This window comes from Leuconostoc gasicomitatum LMG 18811 (assembly GCF_000196855.1).
GTDB classification, from domain to species: domain Bacteria; phylum Bacillota; class Bacilli; order Lactobacillales; family Lactobacillaceae; genus Leuconostoc; species Leuconostoc gasicomitatum.
Map to the genome: position 1 here is coordinate 1,725,916 of NC_014319.1, position 17,399 is coordinate 1,743,314.

The following is a 17,399-nucleotide window of genomic DNA, read 5'->3' on the forward strand; positions in this document are numbered from 1 at the left end:
TTTATTATTTTTCATCATAAAATCAAATATCTGTTACTAGTTAGTTTACCTGTTTTTAAAAAAATAACAAGGACAATATGCGTCTTCACAAACAATTGTTCGATATGACTCAATAAATTCAGTCCATACAAAAGAAATACTACAATTTTTTTCACAATCTAAATAGACGAACGTTACAAACGCTGTTATATCAGAGTAAAACAACAATACTCACAAATTAAATAAACCATCAAAAATTTATAAAAGTTGTTTAAAACGTGTTCTATCAAACTTTAAATAGGCCAATGGTTAATCTAATTAAGAACCCAACCGAAATTTTGTTCGATTTTATCTTTTATTCGTATACTGTTATCAGAAATTGTTCGCTTTTTTTAAACCTTATAATTTTTATAAATGGCTTAGATTTTTCATTTTTTTCTGGTATAATAGCGAATAGTTACACATTAGAAAAGAGGTTTACGAATTTGGATTCTGGTCCGTCTATGCTCCTCAACTTTGTCATTATTGTTGTGGTGTTACTACTCGCTATTTTGTTTACATTAACAGAATATTCTTTGGTGAAAGTCCGTCTTAGTGCTTTACGGGATTTGCAGGAAAAACGTGAAAAACCTTCACGAAATATCGCCAATGCCATTCACATGGTGACCCATCTAACTGAATATTTATCGACTGCACAAGTCGGTATTACATTAACAAGTTTAATATTAGGCTGGGTCGGTGAAGAAACCGTCGCTAATATTATTCTAAACTCAGGTGCTTTACCACCTGAGTATGCGCGCGCGGTTGCCTCAGTTTCTGCCATGATTATTTTTACAATAGTTCATGCTGTATTTACTGATCTGGTCCCCAAAAATATCGCTATTGAGTCCCCTGTTAAAGTCTTACTTTTTATTGTTCGCCCTGTTCGTTTTTTTCACATCACACTTTTCCCAATGATTTGGGCATTAGATCATTTATCAAACGTTATTACCCATTTGTTAGGATTTCGTACTGATGGTGAAGAAGACATTTATTCACAAACTGAAATTCTATCCTTATCTAAGAATGCTGCTGCTGCAGGAGAGTTAGATGCAGAAGACTTAACATTTATGAAACGTGCTTTTGAAATGAATGATAAAGTTGCCGTTGATATTATGATTGATCGCACATCTATGACAGCAATTGACGTCAAAACACCCATTGCTGATGCGCTTAATTTGTATTTGCAAGAACGTTATTCCCGTTTTCCAGTCATTGCAGATAACGATAAGGATAAGGTTTTGGGTTATGTCTTCAACTATGATTTAGTCAGACAAGCGCGAATTAAAGATACTGATCCGGTTTCTAAAATCATGCGTGACATTCCCGCCGTTCCTGAAAATATGGATTTACATGACGTTATGGATGAAATGATCATCAAGCGTTCACCAATCGCAATTGTTGTGGACGAATATGGTGGCACAAGTGGTTTAATTACCGACAAAGATATTTATGAAGAACTTTTTGGTACAGTTCGAGATGAAATTGATGATGTATCAGATGACTATATCGAAAAACTTGGAGACCATCATTATAAAGTTTCTGGTAAAATGACACTTTATGACTTTGAAAGATATTTCAACCAGAACGTTAAAGAATTAGAAGATAACGATGCTGTCACTTTGACTGGCTATGTATTAAATGAAGATCCCGAATTTCGAGCTGGTGATACCATGAAGGTTGCTAATTTCCGATTAACTGCGTTAGATTATGATAATGCTTATATCTCTCAGTTTACCGTGAAAGTACTCCCAACTCCTAAACAAGATCGAAATAACAATGGTATTTTTGATGAAGATGAGAATAAACAAAATGAAGCATCTTCAGAAACCACAACGCAACTTAATTAATCCAAAAACCGCTTAGGCGGTTTTTTTATCCAAGAATTTATAGCAATTAAATGTTAAAATAGAAGTAATAAACTTTAGGAGGATAATGTACTAACTAGTGTTAACAATATATTCACGAACATGCTTGAAGCACAATAATAACTGCTCCAATCAATCATATAGTTTACACATACTACGTACATACCCACAATTATGGCTATTAATCTTTATATTGTTCGACATGGAGAAACTTACTTTAATTTTTTGCATCGTTTTCAAGGCTGGTCAGATGCCCCACTGACATCAAAAGGTATTCAACACGGACTTGATGCAGGCTCAAGATTAGCTAATATACATTTTGATGGTGTATACTCTTCTGATTTAACACGCGCTATCCACACTGCTCGCTACATTTTAAAAAATAATACATCCAACTCTCCTGTTGAACCACATGAACTGCCTGACTTTCGAGAGCAATTTTTCGGTTCGTTTGAAGGCATTGACAGTGAAATTGTTGCAACTACGATGAGTGCATATACCACAAAAAATTTTACCACTTACTCAGACCTTGTAACAGAGTATGGCATGGCAGAAACGATGAACACAATTAGATTAGCAGACCCGTTCGATTTTGCAGAAAATGATGAGCAGTGGTGGACACGCGTATCTCATGGATTTGCTGATATTCGTGATCGTCATCAAGATGGCGACAATGTTCTCATCGTATCACACGGCACAACAATTCGTGGTATTGCAGAGAAATTAAATCGGCATGACCTTGCCAGCGACGCTGTTAAAAATGGTGCCCTCATGCAAATTGAATTACTGCCAAATTCAGCAAATATCTCTCGTTTTAATGATGATTCAACCGTTTTTTAATGGACAATATATTAAAAAACTGTTACACTGATACTAACTTAAATAAAGGAAGTGCAATACATTGTTGACTAAATTTTAAGATTCCGCATACAAAGATATCTTGACTGTTTTTGTATGTACATCTTGAGATTGGTCTGTAATTTTGCCTTCAACATGTCAAAATGCCCCCAGTCTCATATATACACTGGAGGTTTTTTTTATGACACAGCAACACTCAAATATTGAAACAGCCCGACAAGTCTTTCTCGCCGGATTAACCACAAGCAATACTAACTTAACTTATGAATTAGAAGAATTGGCAAATCTAACAACAGCCAATAACTTAGACCCAGTTGAAACATTTACACAAAAGCTGGAGAGGCCTAATCCTGCCACATATTTTGGTAAAGGAAAAGTAGAAGAACTAGCTGAAGCTGTTAAAAGTTATGATGTTGATATGATTGTTGCAAATGATGAGTTATCCCCTTCACAAATTCGTAACTTAGAAAAAGCAACAAACGCAACTGTCCTTGATAGAACAGGCTTAATTTTAGATATTTTCGCACAACGGGCACAAACAAAAGAAGCCAAACTACAAGTTCAGCTAGCGCGACTACAATATCAATTACCGCGCTTACGTACCAGTATGTCTATCAGTTTAGATCAACAAACTGGTTCCGGTGGTAGTGGTTTTACCTCTCGTGGATCCGGTGAAACTAAGTTAGAAGAATCTCGTCGTCGTATTACTGCCCAAATGGTTCATATTCGTCAGGACTTATCTGACTTAAAAAAAGGTGATACCACTAGGTCTGCGCGTCGACAAGAAAATGACCTGCCAAATGTTGCCTTAGTCGGTTATACCAACGCGGGCAAATCTACTTTAATGAATCGTCTACTTGAACGATTTGGTGTCGGATCTAACACAGCAGATTCTAAACAGGTTTTCGAAAAAGATATGTTATTTGCTACTCTCAATACAACAGTTCGACAACTCACTTTGCCAGATAAAAAACAATTTTTATTGAGCGATACTGTTGGCTTTGTTTCAAAATTACCTCACAACCTGGTGGCAGCATTCCAGTCAACTTTGCAAGAAGCTGCAAATGCCGATCTTTTATTGCATGTTGTTGACGTATCTGATGAACATCACAAAGACATGATGGCAACGACTGAAAAAACACTATCTGAAGTCGGTATTACTGATATACCTATGATTACAATTTACAATAAAGCTGATCGTACCGAACTAACCTATCCTGAACTATCAGGAGAAAACGCTATTACAATTTCAGCGCTAGATTCAGATTCCCAGACAGCCTTGATTGATTTAATTAAAAAGCACATCTTTAACGATGTTGAAGTAGTTACCTTACACATCCCCCTTGATCAAGGTGCTGTACAGGCTAAATTAGCAGCCAATCATACCTTCTTATCCGAATCGTACGACGAAACAGGTTCACTCCTAACTGTCGAACTTTCAAAATTAGAACGTGAGTTATTTACAACATATATTGTTTAATGAATTTATTTTTAAAAAGCGAAGCGCTGATTTGATGTCAACATTTCGCTTTTTTAATTTGTCAATATTATGACACTGAAATGGAAAATTTTCCTAGTAATACTTAATCATTGAAATGACCATCAGCGATGTCAGCTAAAGTATCACGAGAAGGAATAAAAAATAGTTGACCAGATAAAATATCGGAAAAGCTTAACAGAAAATCAGATTTTTCAAGCATATTTTCCAACATGCCTTTTGTAATTGACCAATGACGTGAATAACCCATGAAATAAGTGCCAGTTTTACCAGATGCTGGTTCTGAAAATGGTACGTTCATTCGAATAATTTTTTGTTCTTCACCATCCTGTTCTAATTTAGAGGCAACATTATGGGCATTTTGAAGCTTATCCTCATCTTTTAACTCAATATCAGTAAATTTTTCACGACCAACAGCTTTTTCTTGCTCTTCAGTTTTAAGATGTTGCCAGACGTCCATATTATGAAGCCATTTTTGTGCGAAAGCGTATGATCCATTAATAAATTCTTTATCTTCTTCACCAACTAACGCATATGGTGCTGCGTCTTCAACAGCTGGTGCCTCTGTCCCATCTATAAATCCAATAATCGCACGTCCTTCAAAATAACGGAAACCTTTTGTCTCATCGACAACTGTAGTCACCTCTCTTAAGAAACGCATAAATTGTGTCTGCGCCTCATACACAACAGCTTCATTACTGGCACGAATATGGAAAAAAATATCCCCCTCAGTTGCTGGCATACTGTATTGTGGTCCTGATAATGATTCATAAGTTTCTAATTCAGCCGGTTTTGGTTGATTAGGAAATAAATAATCCCAAGCAGAGCTGCTGAATCCGAAAGATACCTTTAATTCTGATCCAGCTACTTTTGAATCACGAATTCTCAAAGATCGAATAATAGCTTGAGAACGATCAGCAAATTCCTGAATTGCTTCTTGTACTGCAACTTGATTTGTTCGTTTTAATTTTAAAACAGTGAATTGAACATGCTCACCAATATCTTTCCATACATCTTGTGCTTTGGATGGTTCGATTACCATTTTTAATTCCTCCGAATATTTATTCTTACTCTATAATACATCACATTTTGTTTTTCATCAAGAATGGTTCTAAATTAAAGATACTATCATTTTTATTTGCTCTGTTTTATCAAATCTCTATCAGGTTGAAATATCTAATGAACTAGTTTAGAATTATTATAAACAATACCAAAAAGGAAGCCATTATGTTTAAAAATATACGCCAATTAACACCATTTTCCCTGATGCTGCTATCAATTTCATTTATTATGTCAATTAGTCAATCCACAATGACCACAGCCTACCCAATTTTAATGAGAAATTTTAATGTGAGTGCAACAACAGTACAATGGCTCACGACAGGTTTTATGGTGGCAATGACACTGGTTATGCCACTAAGTCCTTGGCTACTAGACAATGTACATTTGAAGCCGCTATTAAATAGTATTGTCGCCATCTTCTTAATCGGTACTGCCATAGCTATGCTATCACCAAATTTTTTAGGCATTATTGTTGGCAGATTACTTGAAGGCATGGCCGTCGGTGCTTTATTTCCAACATTTCAAAGTGTCATCATGGAAAACACAACAAAAGGACAGCGTGGTCTCACAATGGGTGTTGTTGGACTCGTGATGGGATCAGCGCTAGCTGTGGGGCCTATTATTTCTGGTGTTATTTTACAATGGGTGTCTTGGCGCGCGTTGTTTGCTTTGTTTTTCTTTACCCTGTTAATTTTAATTATTGCTTTCCAACACTTAATTAAAAACACACATTCTATTAACAAGTCTAACTTTGATTGGTTATCAGCCATAACACTCGTTGGTTTTGGTGGTGTTTTATACACTATTGCTAGTCTGCCGAGCACCGGATTTAATTTAACATCATGTTTTATTCTTATAATAAGTATCCTCCTACTGCTTGTTTTTATTGTACGTCAGCAAAAACAATCTCAACCGTTTTTAAATCTAACCGTCTTTAAATATCAAGGCTTTTTGCCTGGTTTAATCTTAACCGGCATATCTTACTCCGGTTTAATCATTGCAACCGTATTGATGCCACTTTTTTATCAACGTGTTTTTTATTTATCCCCACTGTGGTCAGGGTTATTAATGGTGCCAGCGGCAATTTTTCTCAGTCAACTCAATCCGCGTGCAGGCCGTTTGTTAAATCAAATTGGATTGAAAAAGTTAGTTTATATTGGTATGTCGATGATGATCATGGGCTATTCCCTACTCGCCCTTGCCGGAACAACTTCGTGGTTCTATGGACTAGTCGCGGCTATGCTTTTAGAAGGCGGCAACGCGTTTGTTATGATGCCATCTGTAACGGCTGCTAACAATGCTTTACCAAAAAATTTAGTTAGCCATGGCACGGCACTCATCACAACTATGCGCCAAGTTATTGGTGCTAGTAGTGTTGTCGTAGCAACTATTTTACTGACCTTTTTCAATGAACACGTTTCAGTTGGCCAATCATTAACACAAACAAGTGGTTGGTTTATTATTGTTCCAGTTATTGGGTTTTTATTAGCCACTAGGCTTCAGAGCCATTCTCAACAACAAATATGATTGTATCCATTACCTTGTTTTCACTGTTTATATCAGCATTTGTTCTTGTAAAGTAAAAGATATTGCTAGCTTAATGTGCTTATTTCATCTTGATAACTTGCCGACCAATTTCTTCGGAACTTAAGAAAACAAATTCCTATATCTGATTATAAAATTAAATGATGCCACAAAAAAAACGTCTTAACCTCTATGTCAGCAGACATTTTAGAGATTAAGACGTTTTTAATCATTATAATAACAGCAACTTAAAGGGAAACAAAAACCCCGTCATGACGGGGTTTAGGCCAGTTTCTTGGCGATAAAATATTAACGCTTTGAGAATTGAGAAGCCTTACGAGCCTTCTTCAAACCTGGCTTCTTACGTTCCTTCATACGTGAGTCACGAGTCAGCAAACCTGCTGCCTTCAATGCTGCACGAAAATCAGGATCAACTGTCAACAACGCACGGGCGATACCGTGACGTGTTGCACCAGCTTGACCAGAATAACCACCACCAATAACATTAACTAATACATCATAATTTCCCAATGTTTCAGTTGTGTTAAATGGTTGCAAAACAACTTCACGCAAGTTAGCGAAAGGAATATATTCTTCGATTGACTTGCCGTTCATTGTGATTTGGCCATTACCTGGAACCAAACGCACACGAGCAACTGAGTTCTTACGACGGCCTGTGCCGGCATATTGTACTGCTGTAGCCATAATTTAGATTCTCCTTTCTTAAATCAACGTGTTGATGTCAAGTGCTTCAGGTTGTTGTGCTGCATGACCATGTTCTGATCCTGCAAACACGTGCAAGTTCAAGCCTTGCTTACGACCCAAAGTGTTCTTTGGCAACATACCGTGTATTGACAATTCAAGCAACTTTTCAGGGTTGAATTCACGATAGTTTCCAGCAGTGCGAGCCTTCAAACCACCTGGGTGATTTGAGTGATGGTAATAAATCTTATCAGTGGCTTTTTTACCAGTCAACTTAACTTCGCCTGCATTAATAATAATAACATGGTCACCCATGTCAACGTTTGGTGTAAACGTTGGCTTGTTCTTTCCACGTAAAATTGAAGCTACTACTGTTGACAAACGTCCCAAAACGACGTCTTTGGCATCAATAATATACCACTTCTTTTCTATTTCACCTGGTTTTGCTAAAAATGTTGTACGCATGTTTGCGCTCCTTTGATTAGTTGTTTACAGGCGTGACCGTTCCTTGTCACGCAATGACAATAAGTTTCCGGGGCTTATCGTGAGGTAAACAATACCATTTACTATCTTACCGAAAATAAGATAGTTTGTCAATAATTTAAACTAACATTATTCGTTTAAATTGAACGCATGACGTATTGATTATTTTTCAATAAAAACGATTTTCAAACCTAGCACTTAGCTTATTTTGATAACTTAGTCATAATAAATTTCATCTAAATATAGGCCACTAGCAGGTGCAGTGAATCGTGCCTGTTCCCTGTCCTTAACTGCTATTAGACGGATAATATCGTGCACGTCACGTCGGCCGTTGCCAATCTCTAACAAAACACCGACCATAATTCTAATCTGATTATACAGGAAGGCATTTCCTTCAAAAGTAAAAACTAGTTCTTGCTCGTCGTTATTCACCTTAAGGTCGGCACGCGTAATCGTACGTATTGTCGTAATTGTTTGATTGCCAGATGCTGCAAAACTAGCAAAATCATGTTCTCCCAACAAATCAGGTAATGCTATTTTAATACGTTCAACGTCTAGTTGCCACTGAAAATGTCCAGTATAAAAGCGTTTAAATGGATCTGTAAAATCCTGAGTTGATACCCGATACACATAGCGTTTAGCATGCGTATTAAAGCGTGCGTGAAAATCATTTGCTACTTGATCAACAGATTGAATGATAATATCTTTTGGTAATAATGTGTTTAGTCCTTTACGTACACCAATAACATTAATATCAAACGGTAAATCAAAATGCACAACTTGTCCAAAAGCATGTACCCCAGTGTCTGTTCGTGATGCACCAACTACTTTAATGGCAGGCGTTGGATTTTTAGCCATTTGATTGACTGCCTTGTTCAACTCACCTTGTACCGTCCGTTGTCGTTCGACACCGTTCTTAGTTTGGACTTGAAATCCAAAAAAATCGGATCCGTCATAAGATACTATCGCCTTATATCTTGGCATATGATTTAGCAGTGTCCAAATTTTTTTGGCACACTTTTCCTCCACTAATTTAGCGCACAGATCACCTTGTCAATTATCCGTGCAGCCATGTTTTAATTACAAAAAAAATGATTACAAATCCAATAAGAGCAGCAAATGCCACCTTATCTATTTTTTGATAACTCAAAATACGATATTTAGTGCGTTGCACAGCATCTTTAAAGCCACGCACCTCCATCGCATTAGCTAAGTCTAAAGCCCGTTGTAGTGCCCCTATAAAGAGTGGAATCAAAAGCGGAATAATAGCTTTAGCACGTTTAATTGGTCCACCTGTTGAAAAACTCATGCCACGAGATTTTTGTGCATTCATAATTTTTTGCATTTCATCCATTAATAATGGTACAAAACGAAGAGCAATAGCCAACATTAAAGCTAATTCTGCAACTGGGACGCCAATTTTTTTGAGTGGACTAAGAAGTGATTCTAGTGCATTAGCAATACTTGTTGGTGGTGTTGTCAAGGTCAAAATTGTGGACATTAAAATAATCAACACAAAACGCACCATCACATAAATGGCATTTAAAATGCCTGGTACTGTGACTTGAAACGGCCCAACACTAAATAATATGGGCGTTCCTGGTGTAAAGAGTAGCTGTAAAATAACAGTAAACAATATCAACCAAAAAATTGGTTTTAAACCATCCCAATACAGTTTGAATGGTTGATCTGTTAATTTAACCATCGCCACAACAAATGCTGCTGTCCAAGCATATGTTTGCCAATTACTAGCCCAGAGCATCACAATAATATACACAAATGTTACAATCATTTTTGTGCGTGGGTCAAGACGATGTATCCATGAATTACCTGGCACGAAACGACCAATCATAATGTTATTCATGACTAACCTCCGTATTTATCAAATCAGCTAATTCATTTAGAGTCAAAGGGCGTCTAGACAAAGTAATCCCCTCGTCTCGCAGTTTTTCTGCTAACTGACCTGCTTTGGGTAGATCTAATTTCATGGTCTTGAACCAGGTAATATCCCGATTAAACAATATCTGTGGGGACTCCTGTGCGACCACACGTCCTTCATGCATAACAACAACATGATCTGCTACTGCAATAACATGATCCATTTGATGTGAGATGATAACAATCGTTTTACCTAATTTTTTGAGTTCTAAAACTAATTGTAATAATTCGCCTTGTCCTTTTGGGTCTAAGCCAGCAGCTGGCTCATCCATTACCACAACACTCGGGTCACTAGACAACGTACCAGCCATCGCAACACGGCGCATCTGACCACCTGACAATTCGAAAGGTGATTTCCCCCACAGTTCTCTCACAACCCCCGTGCGCGTCAAAGCATGTTCTGCAGCCAATTTAGCCTCTGACTTTGTTGCTCCAAAATTTACAGGCGCATACATGACATCTTCCAAAACTGTATTAGCAAATAACTGATTTTCAGGAAATTGAAAAGCAATGCCGACGCTCTTGCGTAGTTTTACTAATTCTTTTTCCTTAGTATGATGCGTTAATTCAAAATTATCTATGGTAACACGCCCACTAGTTGGTTTTAAGAGACCGTTAATATGTTGAATTAGTGTTGATTTACCAGAACCTGTTTGCCCGACAATAGCCGTTACTTGCCCCGTTGGCATCTCCAGTGTCACATCGTGTAAAATGCTTTGAGCCAATGTTGTGCCTGCACCGTAACTGAAATTTACTTTTTCAAATCTGATAGCCATTTTATTAATTCTCTCTCATCTAAATAACCATCAGGTTTTGGATCTAATCGCACCGCTAATTCACCAACAAAAGGTAATTCTAATCCATTGTGGTGCATGACATCATATTGACTAAACACTTCTGATGGCGCACCATCTAAAATAAGTTGTCCATCATTAATGACTACGACTCTATCTGCTAACATTGCTTCATTCATGTCATGCGTAATTGTAATCAGTGTTAACTCTGATCCAAACCGCTGTTTTAAACCCTGAAGCGTTGCCATGACTGTGGCACGACCATCTGGATCAAGCATCGCCGTCGCTTCATCCAAAATAATAATTTTTGGTTGTAAGGCTAAAACGCTCGCCAATGCTACTCGTTGTTTCTGCCCACCAGAAAGCATGTGTGGCTCTCGATCTTTAAAATCTTGCATCCCAACTATTGTTAATGCTTCATCAATCACGTTAGGCATGTCACTGCTTGGCATTTCTTTATTTTCTAAACCAAATGCGACGTCATCAGCGACAGTCGCACCAACAAATTGATTATCTGGGTTTTGAAACACCATACCAATTTGTTCACGAACATGGTGAACTGTGTCAATACGTAATTGCTCGCCAAAAACCGTAATGGTGCCATTATCTGCTTCAATTAATCCTAAAATCAATTTAGCCAAAGTTGATTTCCCTGAACCATTATGACCTACTAACGCCAACCACTGACCAGCATTGATTTCTAGATTAAAGTCATCAAACACAGTATCTTTATCATCATAAGTATATTTTAAATTGTTTATTTTAATTGCTTGAGTCATTAGTCCTTATTTTATCATAGGTTGTACCATTTATACTATAATTAATTTATTTCACTCTCAATGTCCACAATAGGTATTTCACAAAGAAACTTTATCGTAAACCCTTTTAAAATAACGATAATTAGTCTATAATTAAATAGACATTTCACAATAATACGAGATAATTCACAAAAGGAAGAAAATAGTCATGGCAGAAAAAAATATTGTCATCGTTGGCGCTGGATTTGGTGGTGTGTTTGCAGCAAAAACTTTGTCAAAGAAGCTAAAATCACACAAAGAATACAACATCATTTTAATTGATAAGCATTCTTACTTCACATACATGACCGAATTACACGAAGTTGCATCTCAACGTGTTGCCCCAAAACACGTTCAAGAGGACTTAGAACATCTCTTTTACCAAGATAAAAACGTTAAATTATTGACTGCCGAAGTTAATGGTATCAATAAAGAAGACAAATTTATCAAGACAACACATGGCGATATTAGCTATGAAAAGCTAATTTTGGCAGTTGGTGGACAATCTAATGACTTTGGTACCCCCGGTGTTAAAGAACACGGATTTGAAATGTGGTCAATGGAAGAATCTCTACAGATTCGCAACCACATTGAAAATATTATTGGTCAAGGTGCCGCTGAGCTTGATCAAAATAAGCGCGAACAACTATTAACAATTGCCGTTGTTGGATCTGGATTTACTGGCGCTGAATTAATGGGTGAGTTTATCGAGCAACGTAAGGTACTTGCACAAAACTATAAATTAGATGAAAAAGAAATTAAACTAGTCTTACTAGAAGCTGCACCAACAATTTTGAACATGCTAAAAGATCGTAATTTAGCCGACAAAGCGTTCAAATATATGAAAGATAACGGTGTTGAGATTCGATTAAGTGCCAGGGTAACAGGTGTTGACGAAAATGGTGTTATCTTCAAAGATGGCTCAACTTTACCAACCAAATCATTAATTTGGACTGCTGGTGTTAAAGCTAAATCATTTATTTCTGATTGGGGATTCAAATATGGCCGAGGTGGACGTATTGAAGCAGATGATTATATGCGTGCTACGCTTGATAATGATGAGTCAGCACAAGATATTTATGTTGCTGGAGACACGTTATCATATGTTGACGAAAAAACAGGTCCCGTTCCTCAAACCGTTGAAGGTGCCGAAAGCGCAGCGCGTGCAGCAGCACACAACATTTTAGCAGATCTTGGTTTTGGCAAAACAAAAACATTTTCTGAGGCTGTTAAGTATCATGGTTTTGCCGTTTCTATCGGTTCTCATTTCACAGTTGCTAGTTTAATGGGCTTGAATTTTTCGGGATTTTTTGCAAGTATTGCTAAACACGGCATTAACTTATTTTTCTACTCACAAATTCGTTCAATGTATTCAATTTTTCATTATGTACTGGATGAATTCTTCCGTACTGAAAACGGTCGTAATCCATTTAGAGGTGCCATATCTCGTCTTGGTAATGTTTTATGGTCAACACCACTCCGTATATTCCTTGGACTCTTCTGGATTTTAGCGGCATTAGGGAATCTTGGTAGTTTAAATAGTTTATTTTGGCAACATGATTTAGTCAGTTTTATTGAAATAATTACAGGCGCTGGTATTTTAATTGGTCTATTAACTTGGCCTTTAGCGCTTGTGTCAATTATTTTAGCTATTACCGCTTGGACAGTAAATGGATTTGATGTGATTCATTTGTTCTTAATTTTCTCGAGCATTGCTGTTATGAATGGCTCTGGTCGCGGATTTGGTCTAGACTTTTATGTGATTCCTCTACTACAAAAGCTATTTGGTGGTCTTTGGTATGGTAAAGCAAAATCATTGTACGATGAATTAGATAAATAAGTTATAATAATAATATGCGAGAAGTAATTTTCTCGCATTTTGTACATAATATACGTATACTTGTGTATGCATGAGAGAAGTAGAGAATTTGACATGGCAACACCTACCTTACCTAAAATTTGGGAAACATTCCCCGAACTATCTGAACCATTACACGCTATTTTAACTGAAATGTCTGCCAGCTGGCATATTGGCTTTGATGAAATTGATCGTGCAATTCGCTCACAATTAAATGCTGGTAAACTTGTTCGCCCAGCACTTACACTCATTTTTTCACAATTATCAGACCAAAATTATAATAAAAGCGCAATATCTCTTGGCGCAAGTGTAGAATTATTACATCTAGCAACTTTAATTCACGATGATGTTATTGACGAATCCAAGCTTAGACGCGGACATGAGAGTATTCAAAGCCAATTTGGTAAAGACACTGCTGTGTATGCTGGTGATTATTTGCTAACGGGCATGTTTTCTCTATTAGACAGTGCTGATAAGCCTGTTGCAAATAAACTAGCTTTAACAGCCTTACAAGAGATTTTATTTGGCGAATTGGTTCAAAAGCAAAACCGTTATAACCTTGACACGACTTTTCCAACTTATTTTTCTCAAATAAAAGGCAAAACAGCGGCACTTTTTAAACTTAGTGCAACTTTTGGATTGGTTAGTAGTAAAACGTACAACACCGAATTATTAGACACAGTTAGTAAACTTGGCGAAAATATTGGTATTACATTTCAGTTGTTAGATGACTACTTAGATTTTGAATCGATTATGGACAATTTATCATTAGGTAAGCCTATTGGCCAAGACATTAGAAACGGTATTTATACTGCTCCAATATTATTTGCTCTAGCTGATAGTGAGGTACAAGAATCTGTCAAATCCTTGCTACTTAAGCGCGATGAAATTTCCGATTCAGAAATGATTTTACTACATGACTTGATTATTAGCAGTAATGCAATGATTAAATTAGAAGCTTTACTTACAGAATATAGCGAATCACTTGTTACACTAATTACCGCGCTACCTAATATAGCTATGCAAAATCAACTCAATCAACTCAGCCAATTATTATTAAATCGGCATAATTAAAAAAAGTCCTTGCAAGTTATAACTTGCAAGGACTTTTTAAATGCTAATTTTTTAATAGTAATTAATCAACAAGTTCCAAGATGACCAATTGCGCGGCGTCACCACGACGTTGGACAGTCTTGAGAATTCGTGTATAACCACCATTACGTTCAGCAAAACGTGGTGAAACGTCGTCAAAAAGCTTTTGTAAAGCTGATTGCACTTTAACATTATCGCCTTCTTCAATCACATCCGCAACTTCGTTACGAACAAAGGCAGCGGCTTGGCGACGAGCGGCCAAGTCACCACGCTTGCCTAATGTAATCATTTTATCAGTAGTCTTACGAACTTCTTTAGCGCGAGCTTCAGTAGTTGTGATACGACCATTAATCAAAAGATCAGTAGTCAAGTCACGCAACATAGCTTTACGTTGTGAAGATGTACGACCCAATTTACGATATGGCATTGGTGAATCCTCCTTTATTAATAATTTAAAGACATGTGTTAATCTTCCTTACGGAATCCTAAACTCATTTCAGTAAGTTTTTCTTGGATTTCGTCAAGTGATTTCCGACCGAGATTACGCACCTTCATCATGTCTGCTTCAGTGCGATCCGTTAACTCAACAATTGTGTTGATACCGGCCCGTTTGAGACAATTATAAGAACGCACCGACAAATCCAAATCTTCAATTGGTGCAGAATCCGAAGCACTCACTGCTACAGGTTCTACTTCAACCATAACATTAGCTTCAGCTGCAACTGGAGAAATATCCATGAACAAGTTTAAGTGTTCTGCCAAGATTTTTGAACCAAGGCTCAATGCATCACTTGGTTTAATTGAACCATTAGTCCAAATATCAAAAGTGAGCTTATCATAATCATCACGCGAACCCACACGTGTATTTTCCACATGGTAGTTCACACGCTCAATCGGTGTGTAAATAGAGTCAACTGCTAAAACACCAATAGGCATTTCGTCACGCAATTGTTTATTTTCGTCAGCTGATGAGTAACCACGACCTTTAAATGCCGTGATTGTCATATGAAGTGACTTACCTGCTGCTACGGTTGCAATATGTAGATCAGGGTTCAGAACTTCAACATCAGCCCCTGCTTGCAAATCTGCAGCAGTAACATCAGCAGGACCTTGAATATCAACTTCAAGGCTTCGTTCTTCATCTGAATCAATTGCCAACACAACTTTCTTTAAGTTCAAGATAATTTGTGTTACATCTTCAACGACACCATCCACGGTTGAAAACTCGTGAACAACACCATCGATTTGAACTGTATTAACAGCTGCGCCTGGAAGTGAAGACAATAAAATACGACGTAATGAGTTACCTAACGTTGTACCGTATCCACGTTCAAGAGGCTCTATGACAAACTTGCCATAGCGGGCGCCCTCTTCGATGTTATGAATATTTGGCTTTTCAAATTCAATCATCTGTAATTCTTACCCCTTCTTTCAAAGCAAGAGCAATGAAAATCAATTAAACACGACGACGCTTTGGTGGGCGTGATCCGTTGTGGGGAACTGGAGTAACATCTTTAATTGATGTCACTTCCAAGCCAGCTGCGGCCAAAGCACGGATAGCTGATTCACGGCCAGAACCTGGTCCCTTAACAGTTACCGCAACAGTGCTCATGTTCATTTCCATGGCACTCTTTGCTGCTGCTTCCGCTGCCATTTGAGCAGCGAATGGTGTTGACTTACGGCTTCCTTTGAAGCCAAGCGCACCAGCTGATGACCAGGCAACTGCGTTACCCTGGACATCAGTAATCATGACGATTGTGTTGTTGAATGTTGAATGAATGTGAGCCACACCAGCTTCAATATTCTTTTTCACACGACGCTTACGCGTTGTACGACCTGCCATAATGTTTGCCTCCTTTTCAATACTTTTGTATAATTTCTCGGGTTAATTTCTTAACCAACATTACGCAACTGTGGTTGCGATAATCATGTGTCGTATCGATGAGGATACAACAGAAAAAAATAATTCTAAATTATTTTTTTCTACCAGCAATTGATTTAGCTGGGCCTTTACGTGTACGGGCGTTGTTCTTGGTGTTTTGTCCATGAACAGGCAACCCTTTACGATGACGAATGCCACGGTATGAAGCGATTTCTTGCAATCCTTTAATATCTAATGATACTTTACGACGCAAGTCACCTTCAAGTTGTAAGTCCAACTTGTCAACTGTTGCACGGATGGCATCTTCTTGATCTGCTGAGAGATCACGAACACGGACGTCTTCTGAAACGCCTGCTTCAACCAACACTTTTTGTGCAGTATTATTACCGATTCCGTAGATGTAAGTTAAGCCAATGACAATGCGTTTGTCACGTGGCAAATCAATACCTGCTATACGAGCCATAACAATTTACCTCCTAATTAGTATTTTGAAAACGACAATTATGTCTATTTACAATAATTTTTAGTGTGCTGAAAAATTACTTTCCAGCGCGTTGCTTATGCTTTGGGTTAGCTGAGCATATGATCATTGTGCGACCATTACGCTTAATAACACGGCAAGCATCACACATCTTTTTAACTGATGGGCGTACTTTCATAATCGATTCCTCCTATTCGGTTAACTGATTATTCCAAATCACTTCTTAACGGAAACGATAAGTAATACGACCTTTTGTTAAGTCGTACGGTGACATTTCCACTGTGACACGATCACCTGGCAAAATTCGAATAAAATTCTTACGAATTTTACCTGAAACATGCGCTAAAATAACCGCCCCATTTTCTAATTCTACTTGGAACATCGCATTTGGTAAAGTTTCTTTCACTTTACCTTCAATTTCGATGACATCGTTGGCCATGCACTTAACCTCCTGTGCTAATAATGTTCAACATTGCTGATAAGTGCTTAACCTATCAAATTATACCAGAAATACTGGTACTTCTCAATGTAATTTTAGAAACTT

General features: G+C 37.5%; 19 protein-coding genes. 6 read left to right on the plus strand and 13 right to left on the minus strand.

The features are described 5' to 3' along the window. Positions 1 to 464 precede the first annotated feature (464 nt). The 3 genes from LEGAS_RS08450 to hflX all read left to right on the plus strand — a co-directional run bounded on the left by LEGAS_RS08450 (position 465) and on the right by hflX (position 4,224). Positions 465 to 1,868, plus strand: a complete 1,404-nt coding sequence (locus LEGAS_RS08450; protein ID WP_013231979.1) for a hemolysin family protein — start codon at positions 465 to 467, stop codon at positions 1,866 to 1,868. Between the two features lie 192 nt (positions 1,869 to 2,060). Continuing rightward, on the plus strand, positions 2,061 to 2,726 hold the full coding sequence (locus tag LEGAS_RS08455; RefSeq protein ID WP_013231980.1) for a histidine phosphatase family protein: 666 nt from the start codon (positions 2,061 to 2,063) through the stop codon (positions 2,724 to 2,726). Positions 2,727 to 2,925: 199 nt separating this feature from the next. After that, positions 2,926 to 4,224 (plus strand): GTPase HflX, encoded by a 1,299-nt coding sequence (hflX, locus tag LEGAS_RS08460; protein WP_013231981.1) that lies wholly within the window; start codon positions 2,926 to 2,928, stop codon positions 4,222 to 4,224. 103 nt (positions 4,225 to 4,327) lie between these two features. Here the strand turns inward: hflX and LEGAS_RS08465 are convergent, their stop codons facing one another. Next, positions 4,328 to 5,284: a Dyp-type peroxidase gene (locus tag LEGAS_RS08465; protein WP_013231982.1), complete on the minus strand. Its 957-nt coding sequence runs from the start codon at positions 5,282 to 5,284 to the stop codon at positions 4,328 to 4,330. A 185-nt stretch (positions 5,285 to 5,469) separates the two neighbouring features. Between LEGAS_RS08465 and LEGAS_RS08470 the strand changes: the two genes are divergently transcribed. Beyond that, positions 5,470 to 6,831: an MFS transporter gene (locus tag LEGAS_RS08470; RefSeq protein ID WP_010389964.1), complete on the plus strand. Its 1,362-nt coding sequence runs from the start codon at positions 5,470 to 5,472 to the stop codon at positions 6,829 to 6,831. Between the two features lie 306 nt (positions 6,832 to 7,137). On the opposite strand, the gene rpsI is transcribed toward LEGAS_RS08470, so the two are convergent. The 6 genes from rpsI to LEGAS_RS08500 all read right to left on the minus strand — a co-directional run bounded on the left by rpsI (position 7,138) and on the right by LEGAS_RS08500 (position 11,524). After that, positions 7,138 to 7,533: a 30S ribosomal protein S9 gene (gene rpsI / locus LEGAS_RS08475; RefSeq protein ID WP_010389963.1), complete on the minus strand. Its 396-nt coding sequence runs from the start codon at positions 7,531 to 7,533 to the stop codon at positions 7,138 to 7,140. An 18-nt stretch (positions 7,534 to 7,551) separates the two neighbouring features. Then, positions 7,552 to 7,995, minus strand: a complete 444-nt coding sequence (rplM, locus tag LEGAS_RS08480; protein WP_010389961.1) for a 50S ribosomal protein L13 — start codon at positions 7,993 to 7,995, stop codon at positions 7,552 to 7,554. 234 nt (positions 7,996 to 8,229) lie between these two features. Further along, positions 8,230 to 8,997, minus strand: coding sequence for a tRNA pseudouridine(38-40) synthase TruA (gene truA / locus LEGAS_RS08485; protein ID WP_013231983.1), 768 nt, complete (start codon positions 8,995 to 8,997; stop codon positions 8,230 to 8,232). Positions 8,998 to 9,070: 73 nt separating this feature from the next. Next, positions 9,071 to 9,877, minus strand: coding sequence for an energy-coupling factor transporter transmembrane component T family protein (locus LEGAS_RS08490; RefSeq protein ID WP_013231984.1), 807 nt, complete (start codon positions 9,875 to 9,877; stop codon positions 9,071 to 9,073). Next, positions 9,870 to 10,727, minus strand: a complete 858-nt coding sequence (locus tag LEGAS_RS08495; RefSeq protein WP_010387915.1) for an energy-coupling factor transporter ATPase — start codon at positions 10,725 to 10,727, stop codon at positions 9,870 to 9,872. Before LEGAS_RS08495 ends, LEGAS_RS08490 begins: the two co-directional genes overlap by 8 nt. Continuing rightward, the gene (locus tag LEGAS_RS08500; RefSeq protein WP_013231985.1) at positions 10,703 to 11,524 is read right to left on the minus strand and encodes an energy-coupling factor transporter ATPase; all 822 of its coding nucleotides are present in this window, start codon (positions 11,522 to 11,524) and stop codon (positions 10,703 to 10,705) included. The genes LEGAS_RS08495 and LEGAS_RS08500 overlap by 25 nt, the downstream gene beginning before the upstream one ends. Before the next feature lie 187 nt (positions 11,525 to 11,711). Between LEGAS_RS08500 and LEGAS_RS08505 the strand changes: the two genes are divergently transcribed. After that, positions 11,712 to 13,382, plus strand: a complete 1,671-nt coding sequence (locus LEGAS_RS08505) for an FAD-dependent oxidoreductase (protein WP_013231986.1) — start codon at positions 11,712 to 11,714, stop codon at positions 13,380 to 13,382. Positions 13,383 to 13,475: 93 nt separating this feature from the next. Next, a complete protein-coding gene (locus tag LEGAS_RS08510) occupies positions 13,476 to 14,474 on the plus strand; it encodes a polyprenyl synthetase family protein (RefSeq protein WP_010391472.1) in 999 nt (332 codons plus the stop codon). A gap of 61 nt (positions 14,475 to 14,535) precedes the next feature. Here the strand turns inward: LEGAS_RS08510 and rplQ are convergent, their stop codons facing one another. From rplQ to infA, 6 genes are all read right to left on the minus strand, one after another. Then, a complete protein-coding gene (gene rplQ / locus LEGAS_RS08515; RefSeq protein WP_010391469.1) occupies positions 14,536 to 14,919 on the minus strand; it encodes a 50S ribosomal protein L17 in 384 nt (127 codons plus the stop codon). 38 nt (positions 14,920 to 14,957) lie between these two features. Further along, entirely contained in the window at positions 14,958 to 15,902 is a 945-nt protein-coding gene (locus LEGAS_RS08520) for a DNA-directed RNA polymerase subunit alpha (RefSeq protein WP_010391467.1), read from the minus strand. 46 nt (positions 15,903 to 15,948) lie between these two features. Then, positions 15,949 to 16,335, minus strand: a complete 387-nt coding sequence (gene rpsK / locus LEGAS_RS08525) for a 30S ribosomal protein S11 (protein ID WP_010391465.1) — start codon at positions 16,333 to 16,335, stop codon at positions 15,949 to 15,951. Positions 16,336 to 16,465: 130 nt separating this feature from the next. Further along, the gene (gene rpsM, locus LEGAS_RS08530; protein ID WP_010687979.1) at positions 16,466 to 16,837 is read right to left on the minus strand and encodes a 30S ribosomal protein S13; all 372 of its coding nucleotides are present in this window, start codon (positions 16,835 to 16,837) and stop codon (positions 16,466 to 16,468) included. A 76-nt stretch (positions 16,838 to 16,913) separates the two neighbouring features. Further along, on the minus strand, positions 16,914 to 17,033 hold the full coding sequence (gene rpmJ / locus LEGAS_RS08535; protein WP_002816013.1) for a 50S ribosomal protein L36: 120 nt from the start codon (positions 17,031 to 17,033) through the stop codon (positions 16,914 to 16,916). Between the two features lie 45 nt (positions 17,034 to 17,078). After that, the gene (gene infA / locus LEGAS_RS08540) at positions 17,079 to 17,294 is read right to left on the minus strand and encodes a translation initiation factor IF-1 (protein ID WP_002816015.1); all 216 of its coding nucleotides are present in this window, start codon (positions 17,292 to 17,294) and stop codon (positions 17,079 to 17,081) included. Positions 17,295 to 17,399 lie beyond the last annotated feature (105 nt).